Consider the following 18,365-nt stretch of genomic DNA (forward strand, 5'->3'; position numbering starts at 1 on the left):
ATATACATATATTGAGTGGGAGCGTCGCGTCACGTACGCGGCCCCTTTTCGTTTCGCCTTCTGTTTCCATTGTCCTTCCTTCTGTCATTTATTCCTGTTTTCTTAACTTGATGGCTATGGAGGCATCCTCTTTCTAATATATGCCGTATTGAACGAATTCACTTCTATATCCGGTGTTTCATCGAGAAGACAAGCATCCTTTTAAACCAGCCTTTTTAATCGCTTGTGCTGACAACGCCTTAGTCCGCTTCAGCTTCTTTTAAGCCTTGATGAATCTTTTCCTACATCCCCTTAAGGGCAGGCGTTCCTACCATCCCCCTTGTTTCCTGACCTGCAGCCTTTCTTCTGTTTTGCGAAATACACGCAATGCGCCGCTCATCACCACCAAGGCGAGCGAACTGATGCTGAAAAACGGGATCAGCCCCGGAATATACATCAATAAGACGAACAAGACCCCAACACTCATCAGCATCACGAGCGTCATGAGTGGATTGGCCATTCCAATGAGAAAGGCATATTTGATATATTGCCAAAAGCGCAATTCGTAATGCACATAGATCGGAAATACATATAAAAGCGTCACTGTATAAAAAATGAAAATGACCAGCAAAGCAACAGAAAACGGAAACCTCCATTCTATTGGCACGTGGGCGAGGTATAAAAGATCGATATAGAAAATATACGCTGCCGCCATCAACAAAAGCCCAATCCGGTTCGCCCGCCAAAATTCATTTTTATACGTGAGAACGAATGTTTTCAGTACTGGAACATCGTGATCGTGAAAGAGAAGCCACTTCCTTACGATCGTAAACAGCGCCACCGTCGCCGGCGCAATGCCGAGAATGACCAGTCCAAGGACGGTAAAAAAAAGCCACAACAGATTGATGTATGCAAGTCTTGTAATCCATTCACAAGCCCGATACAACTTTCCATCCAGCAAGCCGGTGCGCATAATTCATCCACCTTTTCTTGTTTTTTACCAGTATATCATAAGTTAAAAAAAGAGGGGAGGCTTTGTTTACCCTCCCTTCAAACTCCGGCATAAGCCAAAAAGCCGCCGTCAACAGGAACAGTCGTTCCAGTGACAAATCCGCTCATTTGATCATCCACAAGCCAAAGCAGCGTCCCCAGCAAGTCTTCCGGCTTGCCGAGCCGCCGCATCGGTGTATGCATCAAAATTTTTTTCGTCCGCTCTGTATACGATCCGTCAGGATGTTTCAAAAGATGTTCATTTTGTTTCGTCAAAAAGAATCCCGGGGCAATCGCATTGACGCGAACCCCGATCTCAGCGACATGCACAGCCAGCCATTTCGTGAAGTTTTCAATTCCCGCTTTAGCCGCACTGTACGCCGGCACTTTCGTCATCGGCCGCGGAGCGCTCATCGAGGAAATATTGATGATGGTTCCCCCTCTTCCTATCATCTGTTTAAGAAAATGCTGCGTCGGGATGATCGTCCCAAGAATATTTAAATCAAAAACATAGGAAAACCCTTCTGTCGTCAAGTCGAAAAACGTTGTAATGTCTTGATTCTCTAGATCCTGCAACTCGAGTATTTCCTTTGTCGTAATGCCTTGCGGATGGTTTCCACCTGCCCCATTAATCAGGACATCGCACGGCCCGTAAACGTCCGCTACCATTTCTGCCGCCTGTTTGACGCGTTCGACATCCAGAACATCGCACGAAATGGCCAGCGCCTCACCTCCTCGCTCTTCAATTTCATTCTTGATTCTTTCAGCTTTCTCGAGCGTTCGGTTTAAAATCGCCACTTTCATTCCTTGGCGGGCCAGTTCTTTCGCCATGCAGCTGCATAATACCCCACCCCCGCCCGTTACAACCGCTACCTTGCTTTTTAAACTTGGATGGATCGGGAGCATGTCTTCTCACCTTCCTGCTTCTTTTTTTCATTCTCCAAACTATCCCAAATGCCAAGCAAGTACATAATGCCAAGCGCCCGATCGTACAACCCGTAACCAGGACGAGCTTGTTCCCCCCAAATCATTCGGCCGTGATCTGGTCGAATGTACCCTTGAAAATTAGCTTCATGCAACGCTTTCATGATCTCGCATATATTCAACGAACCGTCGCAACTGCGATGAGACGTTTCCTCAAAATCGCCGTTCGCGTGAATTTCGACATTCCGTACATGAGCAAATGGCACTCGTCCCATTCGCAAAAAATGGCGGAAAATGTCCGGAACATCGTTGGCCGGATTGGCTCCAAGCGACCCGGAGCATAATGTCAACCCGTTCGCAGGGCTGTTGACCATATGAACGATTCGATCCAAATTCTCCTTATTGGTCGCAATCCGCGGCAATCCGAACACCGACCAGGGCGGATCATCAGGATGGAGAGCCATCCGAACGCCACACTCTTCCGCTACTGGAACGATTTGTTCCAAAAAGTAACGCAAATGATCAAATAGATCATCTTCGGTTACCCCTTTATATAGCGAAAAAAGAGGCTTGATTGTTTTCAAGCGTTCCGGTTCCCATCCCGGAAGCAAAAACCCGTTCGCTCCGCTTTCAATGCGGCGGATCATTTCCTCCGGATCGATTTGTTCAATCTTTTGTTTCTCATAGGCGAGCACCGTCGACCCATCAGGCCGCCTTTTGGCTAAATCGGAACGGGTCCAGTCAAAAATCGGCATAAAGTTGTAACAAATCACTTTCACTCCTGCTTTCGCCAAGTTGCGAATCGTCTGTTTATAGTTTTCAATATATCGATCTCGGGAGGGCAAACCGAGTTTAATATCTTCGTGGACGTTGACGCTCTCAATGACTTCAAGATGAAATCCTTTTTCATTTACCTGCCGTTTGAGTTCCAATATATCATCAAGCGGCCATACTTCACCGACTGGAATATGATATAGAGCTCCAACGATTCCTTCAACTCCTGGAATTTGCCGAATATGATCTAATGAAACAGTATCATGTTCCTTTCCGAACCAGCGAAACGTCATTTTCATTCTGATCTCATCCCCCACTCACGCCGACTTGAAAGTATTGTTTCGCGTTGAAGTAACATACATCTTGAACGATTTTCCCTAAAAAATCATAGTCTTGCGGCACCTCTCCTTTTTCAATCCATGAACCGATCAAATTGCATACAATTCTGCGAAAATACTCGTGGCGTACATAAGACACAAAACTCCTTGAATCGGTCAACATTCCGACAAACGTGCTGAACACACCGACATTGGCAAGATCCGTCAAGTGTCTGATGATGCCATCTTGATGATCATTGAACCACCAAGCTGCGCCAAATTGAACTTTCCCTTTTACCCCTTCTGATTGAAAATTGCCGACCGTTGAGGCGACAATATAGTTATAAGCGGGGTTTAATGTGTACACAATCGTTTTTGGCAGTTGATCGCGACGCTCTAGCTCATTAAGAAAGGCATTTAACGGCTGGGCAAGGAAAAAGTCATGAATCGAATCATATCCTGTATTCGGACCAAGACGCCGGAACATCTTTTCATTTGTATTTCGAATCGAACCGATGTGCAGCTGCATCACCCAACCAAGTGAGTGGTACAATCGGGCTAAGAAGCATAAAGTGAAAGTTTTATATTTTTCCTCCTCCTCACGGCTGAGGACAAATCCATTTTTTCGTTTTTGAAAAATATCGTTTGCTTCCTTCCAACCGCATTCTGAATACGGCATCGATTCTAAGCCGTGATCAGCCATCCGGCATCCTTTCTCGTGAAAATAACGCACTCGGCTTTCAATGGCTTGCAGCAGCTGATCGTAATCATGAATCGGCAGGCCAGCTGCTTCCCCTAGCTTTCCCACATAGTCTAAAAACGAAGGGCGGTTGATTTCAATGACTGCATCAGGACGAAAAGACGGAACAATCTTTACTAGAAATGATGGATCTTGGGCAATTGCTTGATGATCAGCTAAATCATCGAGCGGATCGTCCGTTGTCCCAATCCACTCCACATTAGATTTGACCATGAAAGAGCGGGCTGAGAATCCTTCCTGTCTCAATAAATCATTGCAATGATTCCAAATTTCACGCCACGTCCGCTCATTCAGAAGGGCATCCACTTGAAAATAGCGTTTTAACTCTAAATGCGTCCAATGATAGAGTGGATTCCCGATGCAATACGGCACCGTTTTCGCCCATGCTTGAAACTTTTCCTCAGGGGAAGCGTTTCCTGTAATATATTTTTCTTCGACTCCCAGCGCCCGCATCGCCCGCCATTTGTAATGATCCCCCTCGAGCCAAAGCTCCGTCATATCATGAAACCGCCTGTCTTCCGCAATCTCTTTTGCGCTCAAATGGCAGTGATAATCAATAATCGGCAACGATTTCGCATAGTCATGGTATAACACTTCGGCATGCTTGTTTTGCAACAAAAAATTTTCATGAATGAACGGCTGCACACTGTCTCCCTCCCGCAAAGCGAAACTTCCAACAACTTATACAAAATAATGAGGATACTGCCTTTTTAGTACGTCTTTTTCAATTTCGACAAGCCGCAAATGCTCTTCCATCACCTGACGCACTTTCTCTGCTTCTTTATTCGCAATTAACCGATAAATTTGCTTGTGATGGGAAATAATAATGTCCCAATCAAGATCGGATGATAGTCTCAGTACACGCAAACGATTGAAATGACTGTTTAAACTTTGCACCATTTTCCACGAGCGCGACATTCGGCAGCCATCGTAAATGAGCTGATGGAACTTTTCATCAAGCTCAAACAACTCAAGAAAATTTCCTTTTTCGGCACACAACTCTTGCATCGCAATATTCTTCTCCATTTCAAATAGATGATCTTGACGCAATTTCGTACAAGCTAAAACGGCCACTTCTTTCTCGACAACCTCGCGGATAAAGCGCCCTTCCTCCACATGTTCCAAGTTGATGCGCGAAACAATGGTTCCGCTTTGCGGAATAATATCAAGCAATTCTTCTTGCGCCAGTTTGAGAAATGCTTCCCGCACCGGGGTGCGGCTAATATGCAATTGCTCAGCAATTTCCTTTTCGGAAATTTTTGTTCCTGGTTCCAACTCAAGGCGCAAAATCTTTTCCTTTAGCATCTCGTACAACTGGTCGCGCGCCGAACCTCTGACAGAACTTTTAATTTGTTGGCTTTGTTGGGCAGTAAAGATCACCTTGCGATTCCCCTTTTTCTTATATACTAGTATGGCAGTGATAAAGTACATCCATGATCATGCGTTTTCTTCCAATGTAGGAAAGAACATATTTCCTGTCAAATTTCTCAGCGATTCATTCACCCGCATTCTCTCCCCTCACCTTGTGCACAATCGACATCCATTGAGCTGCCCGTTCGGCAATAATCTTCCACTGATCGTTTTCCAATGCCCCTTCAACCTTCACTAACGAGTTCCCGACACCGATGGCATCCACTCCCGCTTTTATATACTCTCCAGCCGTTTTCAGATTGATTCCTCCAGTTGCGATGAGGGGGATGTGGGGGAGCGGCTCCTTTATGCTTCGAATATAGTTTGGCCCAAACACATGAGCAGGAAATACTTTCACCATATCAGCCCCGTGCTGAAAAGCATTCACAATTTCGGTCGGCGTCAATCCTCCTGCGATACTGACAACGCGATTTTGTTTTGCCGCCTGAATCACATCAATAGAAAGGAAGGGAGAAACGATAAACCGCGCCCCAGCTGAAATCGCCCTCTGTGCTGTTTCAGCGTCCAGCACCGTTCCCGCACCGATCAACATATCTTTCAGTTCCCTTGCAGCCTTTTCCAACGCGGCCAAAGCCCCAGCTGTTTCCATCGTAATTTCCATGATTGGAATGCCTCCCTGCCGCAAAGCCAATGACAGCGGAAGAACAGTATCAACCGTCGCACCGCGGACGACTGGAATGATGCCAATCTCTCGAATCATTTGGACTACCTTCATGTAGGTTCATCTCCTTTATCGCGTAACATCTTCCCGTCGCTGATTTATCAAGCGCTCGACGTCATCGCGTTCCGGCATGCCATCAGCATCCCCCTCGACCATTGTCACAAGCGCGCCAACTGCATTCGCTCGCTGCACCGCTTCTGTTAAACGAAGTCCTTCAAGCAGTCCGGATAGCAGCCCAGCTGCAAACCCATCCCCAGCACCGACAGGGTCGATTACCCTTTCAACAGGAAACCCTGGAACATACTCATGATGCGCATTCGTAAAATAATGGGCACCATTTGCGCCTAGTTTAATGACAACAAGCGAGGCGCCCATGTCAAGCAGCCGGCTTCCCCATTCCTCAACCGATTGTTTTCCGAATAAAAACGATGCCTCAGCTTCTCCAGGGAGAACCACATCTGATTCAGCTGCCATGCGAAGCATCACTTCCTTGGCCCGATCCGCTTCATTCCATAGTTTCAACCGCAAATTCGGATCAAAAACGATTTTCACCCCATGACGGCGAGCCATCGCCATGGCGGCAAAGACCGTATCACGACAATTTTCGCTTAACGCCGGAGTGATTCCCGTAATATGCAAATACTTTGCCTCCGCGATATATTTCTCATCCAAGTCGGCAGGCGTCAGCCTGCTCGCCGCTGATCCTTTGCGATAGTAATATACCCGCGTATCGTTTAGACGTCTTTGTTCCTTAAAGTAAATGCCGGTCGGCGCTTCCCCATCCATTTTTACCCGGCTGACATCCACTCCCTCACCTTTCAGGAAAGACAAAATCGCCTTTCCAAACTCATCGCTTCCGACCTTGCTGATCCATCCTACACGATGGCCTAATCGAGCAAGGCCGACAGCGACATTGGATTCCGCTCCGCCAATCCGCATAGTAAAGGTGGTCGCCTGTCTCATCAAGCCGACACTTGTTGGTGTAAATACGGCCATCGATTCGCCAATGGTGACTACGTCCATCTCGTCCCTCCAAAACCATTTTGGTAATCTTTCATGAAGAATACGATGTTATTTCACCATCATCTAAGCCGACATATGTGCTTGTCTCATCTCGAACTTGCTCAATCTCGATTAATGTCACTTCGTTTTTTGATAGGACAATAGATAAATGAATCACACCGTCCGTTGCCCGTCTCTGCTCCGTCATCACATGAGGCTGCGCCACTTGACGCAACGTTTCCACCGCTTGACGGCTTGGAAAACGGGGACGCCCCATCTGTTTCCAAACTCTCCACGCGTTCCCGTACTGCTCATTGACGATTTGCCGCTTGATAAAAACAGCGGAAAATGAAACTGGAATCACCAGCTGCACTTCTTTTGTCAATCCTTCTCCTTTTTCCATCACTAAATTCCAAAGCACTGCGGCAATCGATCCATCTTTCCGCCTTGTCACAATCATCTCTCCGTCACGATACAACAGTTCGTCGCCTAGAGCATTAAAGAATGTAAACGCATGAAATGTCGGTTTGGGAATCGAGTGAAGCGCAACTAGACCGAACCCACCGTGAAACAACGCCTTCGGAACGTCCATTTCTTCAAACACATCACTGAACGTCCAATATGAAAACGAGTCGACGTAATCTCCCCCCCTCACTTAAAATACGGGCAATGTATGCTGCATTGAGCGCCGTATCATGAACCGGGTTGATGGGGCTGTACGATGTATTATATTCGGTAATATGCAATGGCAAATGCGGAAACGGAGACTGGCGAATCAAGGCGCGCACCGTTTTGAATTGCTCCAACATATCTTCTGGCGGCTCAAGCTCTTGATAGTAATATTCAAACGTTTTCTTATGCGGCGCCTTCGATGTATAGGCATGGCGGCTGACAAAATCAACAGGCACCCTCCGTTCGGCGCAAAAGTGGAGAAAATCCGTAATCCATTCATCGCTTCCTCCGCAAATGGCCGGTCCCCCAACTTGCAAATGAGGATCAACGCTTTTTACCGCTCGGGCTGTCACCTCGTACAGCTTAAAATACTCCTGTTTGTTGGCATCTTTCCAGAAGTTCACTAAATTAGGTTCATTCCATACTTCAAACAGCCATGTCCGCACTTCCTCAATCCCGTATCGCTCAATGAAATGGGAAACGACCGCTACGATGAGATCACGCCACTTGTTATAATCTTTCGGGGGTGTAACGTTGCCTTTCCAATAAAAAACTGTTTGGTCTCCCGAAGCAAGCGCTTTTGGCATAAATCCAAATTCAATAAACGGCCGGATATTCAACGCTAAATACGAATCAACAATCCGGTCGATGTACGTAAAGTTATAAAACGGCTTCATTTCCCCATCGATTTCGACTTCTCGATAAATTCCGACATCATCGGAAAGCAAGCCATGACCGCGGATGTATCGAAACCCTATTTTCTCTTGCACGAGTTTCAAGTGGTCCAAATACTCCTTTTGCAAAGCAAGACCAAGCCGCCCGGTGCCAACGCAAAACTTCCAATTCTTTTTAAACTTCTCCCTCCCGTTGCTTGGCACGTTTACAACCTTCATGCTCCTCTCCCCTATTCACCGATAAATTTTCCGCCCGTATTGGTCGTCTATTCCTGACTTCCGGTAAAAGTACGTATTGATGACATCTCGCCATTCTTTAGCATGTTCCACTTGGATCGTCAATCGTTCCAATACATCATGATACCGTTTTTCGTCGATTTTCCCTTTCAGTTGTTCCCATCGTTTCCGCAGCTGTTTCGCCTGCTCAACCCCTTCAAAATGAGTATTGTAAATATGTTGAATGACCGTTTCCCCTGAATGCAGCCGATGAGTGTACGGAACGTGATGGAAAAACAAGAGCAGCTCATCCGGACAAGTGTCGAGCGACTCATACATCGCTGCATTTTCCGGAAAGTACTGCGCCGTATATCCTGTTCCCGTAGCAACCGTCCGGTCAACACCGATCCCGTCGCGGTCGGCATAATGGTACGTCCCCCAATGCGAATATTCATAGCCATCCACATTAGGACCATAATGGTGCCCTGGGTTCACCATCCAGCCGACGCCAAGCGGAGAGGTGTAGTTTTCATAAATTCTCCACGAAGATAGAAGCATCCAACTGATCGTCTCGACGACTCGTGAATCATCCCCAAACGTTTGCACAACCCATTCGTTAGCAATTTCTTCGGCAGACAAATCCGGATTCCAAGCGAGCCGCCCAAATCCATACAAGTTTGCTTGGGCCAACGTATGCCCAGTCCAGTTTGGGTCACTGCCAATATTAGATACCCCTGCGATCCCGCTGTATCGATAGTCAAATAGCGATCCATCAATTACCTTTTTTACTTCCGACCCTTTTCCCTTGGCATACGTATCAAAATCAAGCACCTCTTTCCACTGTGGAATCAAGAAGCATAAATGTTTTTGCTGTCCCGTATATTCCTGAGTGATTTGAACCTCCATCATTTGATTGGTTTTCGGCATAGCGCCAAATAACGGAGAAACCGGCTCCCTTACTTGAAAATCCATTGGGCCGTTTTTAATTTGCAAGATGACATTCTCACGAAACTGTCCATCCAATGGCTTAAAGTGATCATATGCTGCCTTTGCCCGATCGGTCGTCCGATCACGCCAATCTTGCTGGCAGTTATAGACAAAGCATCTCCAAATGACGAGCCCCCCAAACGGCGCTAACGCTTCCGCCAACATATTTGCCCCTTCCGCGTGATCGCGCCCATACGTAAAGGGGCCAGGACGAAACTCGGAATCCGCTTTGACTACAAAGCCGCCAAAATCAGGAATATATTGATAAATGCGTTTCGCCGTTTCCTTCCACCACCTTCGCACCCCGGGATCAAGCGGATCTGCTGTTGGAAGCCCTCCTACCTCAATGGGGCTTGCGTAGTTGATGCTCAAAAACGTTTTGATTCCGTAGGTTCGGAAGATATCCGCCACTTCCGCCACGTCAGGCAAAAAGTGATCGGTGATGAGTTTCGTTTCGGTTTTGTGTACGTTGACATTGTTGATGGAGATGGCGTTAATGCCCACAGAAGCCAGCAATCGTGCATAATCTTTTATCCGTTGGTTTTGCTTCACAAACTGGCCACCGGCAAAGAAAATCGACCGTCCAGCATATCCGCGCTCAATGCTGCCATCCATATTGTCCCAATGATTGATCATGCGCAACCGGTTTTTTGGCTGCTCGATGATGGACAGTTGGGCGATGTTCTCACCCATTTGCAATAATCGGAGGAAATGAAAGACACCATACAACACACCAGCATCTGTTTTCCCAATAATGTAGATACGGAACGGTCCATCGTCGACATCCGATCGAATCACATACCCTTCCGGATGAACAAGTGTTCCCTCTAATGGCCGCTTGAACTCTTCATCTTCAAGCGTCCCAAGCCAAATCGAATTAGCTGTTTCATTTACTTCCTGCACCACTTGCGGCTCAATCTCCATCATCGAACGAAGCCCTTTTTGGAGTTCTTCCACGGCTGCTTGAAAAATGGGGGATGTTCTTTTCGCTACAATCTCCTCAAACCGCAATCGACTATATTGATCCTTCCGCTCATACCGCAGCCAACAAGGTTCGTATCCCGCCGTCATGTCAATTTCTCCTCCTGTTACTCTTTTTCCGCCCCCAACACAATCCCTTTCACAAAAAACTTTTGCACAAACGGATAAACAATCAGCATCGGCAAAGCTGCGATGAAGATTTGTGCCGCCTTCACTGTCCGTTCAGATAAGTTTTTCAATGTTTCTGCATCGACGCTCATTTTCGTAAAATCCTGTTGAACAATAATCGTTTGTAAGAACGTAGATAACGGGTAATGTTTCACATCGGACATATAAATCAACCCGTCAAACCATGAGTTCCAATGAAAAACCATCGTAAAGAGCGAAATCGTCGCAATGGCAGGCACCGAAATCGGCAAATAAATTTTCCAAAAAATCGTAAAATGATTTGCGCCATCCATTAAAGCGGCCTCTTCAAGCGATTTCGGCACCGAAGTGCGGAAAAAGTTCACCAGCAAAATTAAGTTAAAGGCGCTGACAGCTGGCGGTAAAATCAACGCCCAAATCGTATCTGTCAACCCGAGCTTCGTCACCACCATATAAGTCGGAACGAGACCGCCATGGAACAACATCGTAAACACGAAAAACCACATGTAGAGCTTCCGACCGCGAAAGGCGTCATCGCTTTTGGACAGCGGATAGGCAGCGCATAACATGACTCCCATGGAAATGACTGTTCCCAATACAACACGCAAAAACGAATTCCAAAGGGAACGCAAAAAATTTTCATTCCCAATCGTTTTCTCATAAGCGTCCAACGTAAAGTCAACGGGCCACAGTCCGACCAGATTAGCGGTCGCCGCTGCACTGCCGCTGAATGAGACGGCTAAAATATGGATGAGAGGCAAAAGGCAAAGAACGGCAATGATCGTTAAAAGAGTATAGTTAAACACCGTGAATAGTTTATAAGACAAGCTTTTTTGGTAGTGATGATGCATAGACCTCCCCTCCCTTTAAAAGATTTTATAGTTCGCATACTTATAAGCGAGACGATACCCTGTGACTACGAGAATAAAGCTGATAACCGATTTAAACAATCCAACAGCTGTCGCATAACTGAAATCCCCGTTCAAGAGACCGACACGGTAAACATACGTATCGATGATATCACCCGTTTTGTAAACAAGCGGATTGTACAAGTTTAAAATTTGATCAAATCCGGCATTTAAAATGTTTCCGAGCGACAACGTTCCAACCACAATGATGATCGGCAACATGGAAGGCAACGTAATGTAAATAGTTTGTTGCCACCTGTTGGCTCCATCCACGATAGCCGCTTCATACAACGATGGGTTAATGGAAGTAAGGGCAGCTAAAAATACAATCGTGTTAAATCCGCATTCTTTCCACACATCTGTAACGACAACAACGGTACGAAACCAATCGTTGTCTCCAAGAAAGAAAATAGGCTTAACACCGAATATTGATAAAAAACGGTTAACAATCCCCCCTTCAGGAGAAAGCATGTCAATCAAGATCCCGCCCAGAATCACCCATGACAAAAAGTGCGGCAAATACACGATCGTTTGAACCGTCCGCTTAAACTTCATCACGTATACTTCGTTGAGAAGCAACGCAAACGCCAAAGGCACACCGAGGTTAAAGATGATTTTTAATGTTGAAATGACCAATGTATTCCATATGACTTGACGAGCGTCTTCATATTCAAACATCGTTCTAAAATGCTCGAGACCAACCCAAGGAGAATGGAAAAAGCCAAGCCAAGGCTCATAATCTTGAAAAGCCATGACCAGTCCTAGCATCGGAACATATTGAAAAATCAACACAATGATGAGGGCAGGAAGCAACATAACATGCAACTGCCACGTTCCTCTTCTTTTCTGAACTCTCTTTGCTTCCACCGCTGTTGTTTGTCCTTTGACATCGACGGCCGACTGCATACCCGTTTCCTCCTTCCGGCGTCATCTCTTGCAAAAAAGCAGGTGCGGACATCGATGTAAATTCTCTTTCACTGCTCGCCCCCGTCCGCACCCCACCATCGTTGAAACCGCTACTTTGCTCCTTTTACCGATTGATACCATTCATTCACTTCTTTTGTTATTTGTTCGCCTCCAGATTCTTCCCATTTTTTCACAAAGTCATCAAATGCACTGAGCGGCGCCCGTCCGTAAATGATGTTGGCAAAGGTTTCACGTTCCATTTTCGTCAAAAACTCTCCGCGTTTTTGCATCGTTTTAGTGGGCGGACCTGTAAACTCGTTTTCAATGCGGTATTGATTTTGTTGGTTGACGATTGTAGCCGCTTTCATAAACGACTCGCCTAAAGATACAATTCGTGTATACTCATAGGCGTTTTTCGGCTGACGCTTCGTTGTATACAACTCCTCGACTAGATCATACAGCATGTACGGAACGGTCGGAATGGCTTCCGTAATGAAATAAGCCCCTGGATCCAATCTTCCTCCTGGAATTTCCTTGTCATCATAAACGGGCTTGCCGTTCTTCATCACATAGTCATAACCTTCCGCCAACCCGTATTTAAAATATTTCGAGTCATTATACACATAGGCGTATGCTTCATCTAAGTATTGGAAGAATTTATCCATATGTTTAAAGTCTTTGCTGAACAAAAACATGCCTGTAACCAATCCCTCGCCACGCCGGCCGATTTTGCCATCCGGACCACTCGGCAGTGGGTATGGTTCCACAATGGCTCCTGGATTATTTTTCAACGCATCTGCGATTGGCCATCCAGCAGCCCAAGGAGGAGCAGAAATGATTCCAGATTTTCCAGCGACAAAGCTTTTGATCGCCGTCTGTTCGTCCAAAATGCCAACTTCTTTGTCCAAGTATCCTTTTTCATACCATTCATTCAGCTTAGCCAACGCTTTTTTCATAGACGGCTGTACCGATCCATAGACAAGCTTCCCATCTTCGCCTTTTGACCATGAACCAGGTTCATAGTTGCCATAAGCACCGAAAATAAAGCTTCCGTCGGCCAACCAAGTCGCCAATCCGTTTTTGCTGGCCAGCGTCAAGCCAATCGTATCCTTTTTCCCATTGCCGTCAGGGTCTTTATTGACAAACGCGTCCATGATTTTTTCGAGATCTTCGATTGTTTTAGGTGGCTGAAGACCTAACTTATCAAGCCAGTCTTTGCGAATCCAAAGCAAGGAGTCAGAACCATTGCCTCCAGAGAACCGTGGAATTCCATAGCGTTTTCCATCGACAGTCGCCGGATAAAACGCTTCCGGAAATTGCTCATAAATCTTTTTCAATCTCGGTGACGCATATTTCTCAATCGCTTCATCGACTGGCATTACTTTTCCAGAACGAATTAAATCATTGATCAACTGCCCGTCTGACACTTTAAATACGTCAGGCAGTTTCTGTCCAGAAGATAAAGCTAAGCGAATTTTATTGTGATACTGTTCATCGTTTGGAGCTGTCCACAATGTTTTCCATTTAATCCCCAATTCTTTTTCCGACCATCGTGTGATAGGATTGTTGTTCAAATCCTCTCCCTCTCGAAATTTCGTATCATCCTTTAATGTGCGGACAGTTGTAATAGTTACAATGCCATTTTTCTCTTTTGAATCTCCAGACTCGTTGGACGAAGAAGATTGGCTGTCCGTACATCCTGCAAGCATTCCAACCGCCAGTGCAGTTGCGGTTAAAGCCGCAAACGCTTTTTTTAGCATATTTCTCCCTCCAATCCCATTGTCTCAAAATCCCCCTTGGCTGCGATCACATTCTTTTTGATAAAGAAAACATAACGATTCCCTGTCTCAATCCCCCCTTTCAAGGTCTTATTGAGAAAGCGATTTCAACCGATCGAAATCCAACTCCTAACCACTCCACAAACATTCTAGTATACTAGTTTGAAACGACGCATCCTACAAAATGGCTGTAATGCCTTCCTCATGATTCCAGACAAACAGAAGAATGAATTCTCGATTGACATCCCTGTTCATATAGTCAAAATGTCAATCAGCTTCATGATTTGCCGTTTGCTTTTCTACTACTAGTATGACTAGTATACTAGTTCTGCTTCCTATTATAATGGAAAGTCCACTTACATTCAATGATTTTCTGAAATCTTTTAATTATTCACAAAGAGAGGAACCCTTATTTGCTGTTCCCCTCTTCGCCGCGACGTGAAGCAATATCATCAGACACTCACTGCCCGCCAAAAAGCTGGTTTCGGTTTATGCTGTTCATCGAACAAAAGCGGCCAGTTTTTTCTCCCCTGCACTGGAAAGTTATCGAGCCATGTATGGTCATCAGCAATTCCCCAAAATGTGACACTTTGAATAACATCGCGATACTCCTTAAACAAAGCGAAAATTTGCCCATACCGCTCTGCTTGCTGTTCGATCATTTCGTTCGTCGGGACAGCCAAATCGGTTCGACGATCGTGAAATTCAAACATGGATACATCGAGTTCCGTAATATGAAGAACAACGCCAAGGGACGCATATCGTTCAATGGCCGCACGAATTTCATCAAGCGACGGGCGAGTCAAGCTCCAATGCGCTTGCATCCCGATGCCATGAATCGGAATGCCTTTATCACGCAGCGATTTGACAAGTGCAAAAATTTTTTCTCTCTTTTCCGGAAAACATTCATTATAGTCATTGTAAAAAAGCAGTGCATCTGGGTCAGCTTCATAAGCGTAGAGAAATGCTTGTTCCATAAAATCGTCCCCGATGATTTGTCGCCACTTCGACGGCCTCAACAACTCGTCTCCTTCGTCGGCTACCACTTCGTTGACGACATCCCAACAATATATTTTTCCCTTGTATCGCCGTACAACAGTTGAAATGTGACATTTCATCCGCTCAAGCAACACATCCCGACTGACGAAATGGCCTTGACCATCTTGAAACACCCAATCCGGAGTCTGGTTGTGCCATACAAGTGTGTGCCCTCGAACCGCCATTCGGTGCGAACAAGCAAAATCAACAATCCGATCCGCTTCCTGAAAGGTAAATTTCCCTTCTTCCGGCTGAAGATGCTCAAACTTCATATGGTTCTCTGCCGTAATACTGTTGACATGATCGATCAACAACTGTTTTTGCATCTCAATCGTCACAGGATTGACCGCCGCCCCGATGCGGAAATCATTCGCGAATACATCGCGGAGGGAGGGGAGGGAGCTGTTCATCTTCATTCCCCCTCCTCCAACCATAAAATGCTCGTCACGCCGCGCGGGTAGTATTTGCTGCCGCTGATTTCGCCAGCGATAATTTGGTCGCTCCAACTCCAAATGGAGAGCGTCGGATGCGTGAGCCACGCAACATGAGCCGCATCAGCTCGTTTTCCTTGTTCATCCCATTCCCACCCTAAAATGCGGCGGGCAATAAACTGGCATAAGTAAATTTTGCTCAACCACGAGTTGTTGCTTGTCGAGGAAATTTTCCATCCCCCATCCGGAAATAGGCAAATTCCTTCCCGCAACACATATTGCAAATGTTGTCGCAGTGCACGAATATAGTCTCCAAAGCGTCCGTCTTCTTTTAACGCCTCATGGCAGTTCGTAAAGTAAGGAAACACAAGCCCCTCAATAGCCGGGATGATTTTCGAGTCATTTCCTTCTCCCATCACGGCTGGGATATACCCGTCCTCCGTCACGTGACTGACAATCGTCGCGGCGCATTTTTCCGCCTGCTCCCTTGCCAATGCAGCCAGTTCTTCTTTGCCGACATCGCGGAACAACTTTTCGAGCGCCACATAGGCAGCCCAACATTTTCCTGCCAAATATAAATTGTTGCGCGCCTGGCCGAGGGAAACATCCAAACTATCATACGTTGTGATTTCCGCTCCACCCATCGTGCGGGTGCTGTCAAGCCCCATCACGCCGTTCCGCTTTTCTGGATCCGGATGATCGCGGCGCACCATGCTTTCGAGACATTGTTCCAAGATCGTAAGCCGCCGGTCGCGCCATGCCCAGTCTTTCGTTTGTTCGATGTATACCGCCGCGCAAAGCACCCAGTTGACGAGCTGTTCGTGCGTCATATGCGAAAAGCAGCCGCTGATCCCGTATAGCTCATATGACGAGTAATGCGGACGCGAGAACGTGTTGGCGACTCCCATATCGTGAGTGAAGCTGATGCCGCCGGGATATTCCGTCTCATCTCCTGGGAAACGGACACGATCCTCATAGCTGTAGCGCTCGACATAAAAGTCAAGCACATTTTTCACCGTCCACGGATTCATTTTCAATTCAAAAAAGAGCTGGTCGACGGTGAGATCAAACGTATTCATCATCCGGTACTCGCCTTCATTGACGACCCAAATCGGCTTTCCTTCATGCTCAAGCAGCTGTGTATTGCCATAGTAGCTTCGGATCGCGTGCGCCATCATAAACTTTTGATCATCGGAGAGCCATTCTTTTTCAATGAGTTCATTCGAACAGAACGCCTGCTCCTTTAACACCTCGGCCTGCTCTAACGCATAAAGACCGACTTCTTCGATATTACGGAAGAAACGAGTGTAAAAATAAGAGGCATCCATTCCTGCGGTAACATAACCACCGCGGTAAAAACAAACAGCAAATTGATACGTTTTCTTTTCTCCCGCCGGCACATCAACGATTAACGCACCGACTTTCCCAAGCCCAAACGTCCAGTTTTCTTCGAGAGTCGCCGTTAAGATATCCTCCATGCTAAAATGCAGCGCTGAGCGAACACCCTCATCCTTGGATACAATGCCCAAAATCCGCCCTTGACCGACCCCGCGCAGCTGCGGGCATGTATCATCGATCCGCCGCATCGAGGTATACGGGTCAGTGCCTTCGAATCCGAAAAACGCCCGTCGTGTTCTTGTTCCGTTCGTGTTATCGATCGTCATCTCGACAATGACAGCTGGGACCAACGCCAACTTGAGTTCTTCCTCGGCCGCTGTTTCGGGATCAGGCACCGCCTTTACCGGCGAATAAATCGTAAACGTTAAATCCCCAGCTTTCCATGTATCCGTTGCCACACAGAATTCGCGCTTGATCTCCTCTTTCGCAAACGGGATGAGAATGTTTGGTTTTTGCGGATTCGGATCAGGATTTTCAATGTCATATCGTTTGCTTTCATCCTCGCCTGCTGTTTCCGCGAATGGAAGGATATGATACAGCCCCGGCTCATGCGGCGACTCAACGCCAATAAAGACATTTTGCCGTGGCGGTCGGGCAAGTTCCAAATCTAGTCCTCCGCTTTTTCCTGGGAATCCTAGCGTAAAGCTGGCAAACGCCCCAACCGGCGAGTGATGGGCGTTGAAAAATACATTGGTTGGCATGAATAGCTCACTCTCCCCTTTTCTTACTATGCATGCGATCAATCATCAGAGCATCAGAGAACTGCTACTTTTTCATCTGCTTCCAGCTTGCAGCTCCAACAATTCGCTGACCGTGACCAATTTGTAACCTTGCGAATACAATTCGGATACGAGTATATTGACAGCCTCGATCGTTTGTGAACGATCTCCAAATCCGTCATGAAAAAGCAAGATGCTCCCGTTTTTTATATGGGGGCGACTCTTCCGAACAATATAGTCAACTCCTGGCTGTTCCCAGTCTCGGGCATCCGTATTGAGCGCACCGATCATTTGGTAGCCGAAATGGTTACACATCGAAACAACAGTTGCATTGTAGTCAAGATAAGGAGGACGGAAAATCGTGGGCTTCGCTCCAGTCATCTCGGTAATGATGGCATCCGTCCACTCCATTTCTCTCAAAGCCTCATCTTCCGTTAGAGAAGTCAGGTTAGCGTGAGAATACGTATGATTGCCAATTTCATGCCCTTGCGCCTTGACCGCCTCTACAACTTCCGGATGCTTCTCCATCTGGCTTCCGATCATAAAAAAGGTCGCTTTTCCAGATGCCTTCTCCAATATCTCCAACACGTTCAATGTATAAACCGGATTCGGTCCATCATCAAACGTCAGGGCGACCAATCTGTGCGGCGTCTCTACATGTTCAATCATTCC

Annotated in this window: 14 protein-coding genes and 1 pseudogene; all 15 read right to left on the reverse strand. The window is 46.5% G+C overall.

Annotated features, from left to right (window positions below; genetic code table 11):
• Positions 1-307: 307 nt before the first annotated feature.
• Positions 308-952, reverse strand: coding sequence for a YesL family protein (locus DI44_RS07315; RefSeq protein ID WP_033025513.1), 645 nt, complete (start codon positions 950-952; stop codon positions 308-310).
• A 77-nt stretch (positions 953-1,029) separates the two neighbouring features.
• The gene (locus DI44_RS07310; protein ID WP_033025515.1) at positions 1,030-1,875 is read right to left on the reverse strand and encodes an SDR family oxidoreductase; all 846 of its coding nucleotides are present in this window, start codon (positions 1,873-1,875) and stop codon (positions 1,030-1,032) included.
• Positions 1,851-2,966, reverse strand: a complete 1,116-nt coding sequence (gene uxuA / locus DI44_RS07305) for a mannonate dehydratase (protein WP_033006094.1) — start codon at positions 2,964-2,966, stop codon at positions 1,851-1,853. The genes DI44_RS07310 and uxuA overlap by 25 nt, the downstream gene beginning before the upstream one ends.
• Before the next feature lie 7 nt (positions 2,967-2,973).
• Positions 2,974-4,389: a glucuronate isomerase gene (gene uxaC / locus DI44_RS07300; protein ID WP_015374972.1), complete on the reverse strand. Its 1,416-nt coding sequence runs from the start codon at positions 4,387-4,389 to the stop codon at positions 2,974-2,976.
• A gap of 36 nt (positions 4,390-4,425) precedes the next feature.
• Positions 4,426-5,124 carry a GntR family transcriptional regulator gene (locus DI44_RS07295; RefSeq protein ID WP_013145193.1) on the reverse strand — a complete coding sequence of 233 codons (699 nt, stop codon included), beginning with the start codon at positions 5,122-5,124 and terminating at the stop codon, positions 4,426-4,428.
• Between the two features lie 115 nt (positions 5,125-5,239).
• A complete protein-coding gene (locus tag DI44_RS07290) occupies positions 5,240-5,890 on the reverse strand; it encodes a bifunctional 4-hydroxy-2-oxoglutarate aldolase/2-dehydro-3-deoxy-phosphogluconate aldolase (RefSeq protein ID WP_023633598.1) in 651 nt (216 codons plus the stop codon).
• Between the two features lie 15 nt (positions 5,891-5,905).
• Complete coding sequence (locus DI44_RS07285; protein WP_033025516.1) at positions 5,906-6,859, reverse strand: sugar kinase; 954 nt, start codon at positions 6,857-6,859, stop codon at positions 5,906-5,908.
• A 31-nt stretch (positions 6,860-6,890) separates the two neighbouring features.
• A pseudogene (locus DI44_RS0117135) lies at positions 6,891-8,403 on the reverse strand (xylan 1,4-beta-xylosidase).
• A gap of 15 nt (positions 8,404-8,418) precedes the next feature.
• A complete protein-coding gene (locus tag DI44_RS07280) occupies positions 8,419-10,458 on the reverse strand; it encodes an alpha-glucuronidase family glycosyl hydrolase (RefSeq protein ID WP_033025519.1) in 2,040 nt (679 codons plus the stop codon).
• A gap of 17 nt (positions 10,459-10,475) precedes the next feature.
• Positions 10,476-11,366, reverse strand: coding sequence for a carbohydrate ABC transporter permease (locus tag DI44_RS07275; RefSeq protein ID WP_033025521.1), 891 nt, complete (start codon positions 11,364-11,366; stop codon positions 10,476-10,478).
• Positions 11,367-11,381: 15 nt separating this feature from the next.
• The gene (locus DI44_RS07270) at positions 11,382-12,329 is read right to left on the reverse strand and encodes a sugar ABC transporter permease (protein ID WP_033025522.1); all 948 of its coding nucleotides are present in this window, start codon (positions 12,327-12,329) and stop codon (positions 11,382-11,384) included.
• Positions 12,330-12,439: 110 nt separating this feature from the next.
• Entirely contained in the window at positions 12,440-14,089 is a 1,650-nt protein-coding gene (locus DI44_RS07265) for an extracellular solute-binding protein (protein WP_033025524.1), read from the reverse strand.
• A 470-nt stretch (positions 14,090-14,559) separates the two neighbouring features.
• Positions 14,560-15,555, reverse strand: coding sequence for an endo-1,4-beta-xylanase (locus tag DI44_RS07260; RefSeq protein WP_033008791.1), 996 nt, complete (start codon positions 15,553-15,555; stop codon positions 14,560-14,562).
• Between the two features lie 2 nt (positions 15,556-15,557).
• Complete coding sequence (locus tag DI44_RS07255; RefSeq protein ID WP_033025525.1) at positions 15,558-17,675, reverse strand: glycoside hydrolase family 52 protein; 2,118 nt, start codon at positions 17,673-17,675, stop codon at positions 15,558-15,560.
• Between the two features lie 72 nt (positions 17,676-17,747).
• On the reverse strand, positions 17,748-18,362 hold the full coding sequence (locus DI44_RS07250; RefSeq protein ID WP_015374980.1) for a polysaccharide deacetylase family protein: 615 nt from the start codon (positions 18,360-18,362) through the stop codon (positions 17,748-17,750).
• Between the last annotated feature and the right edge of the window lie 3 nt (positions 18,363-18,365).

Source organism: Geobacillus sp. CAMR5420, assembly GCF_000691465.1.
Lineage (GTDB): Bacteria > Bacillota > Bacilli > Bacillales > Anoxybacillaceae > Geobacillus > Geobacillus thermoleovorans.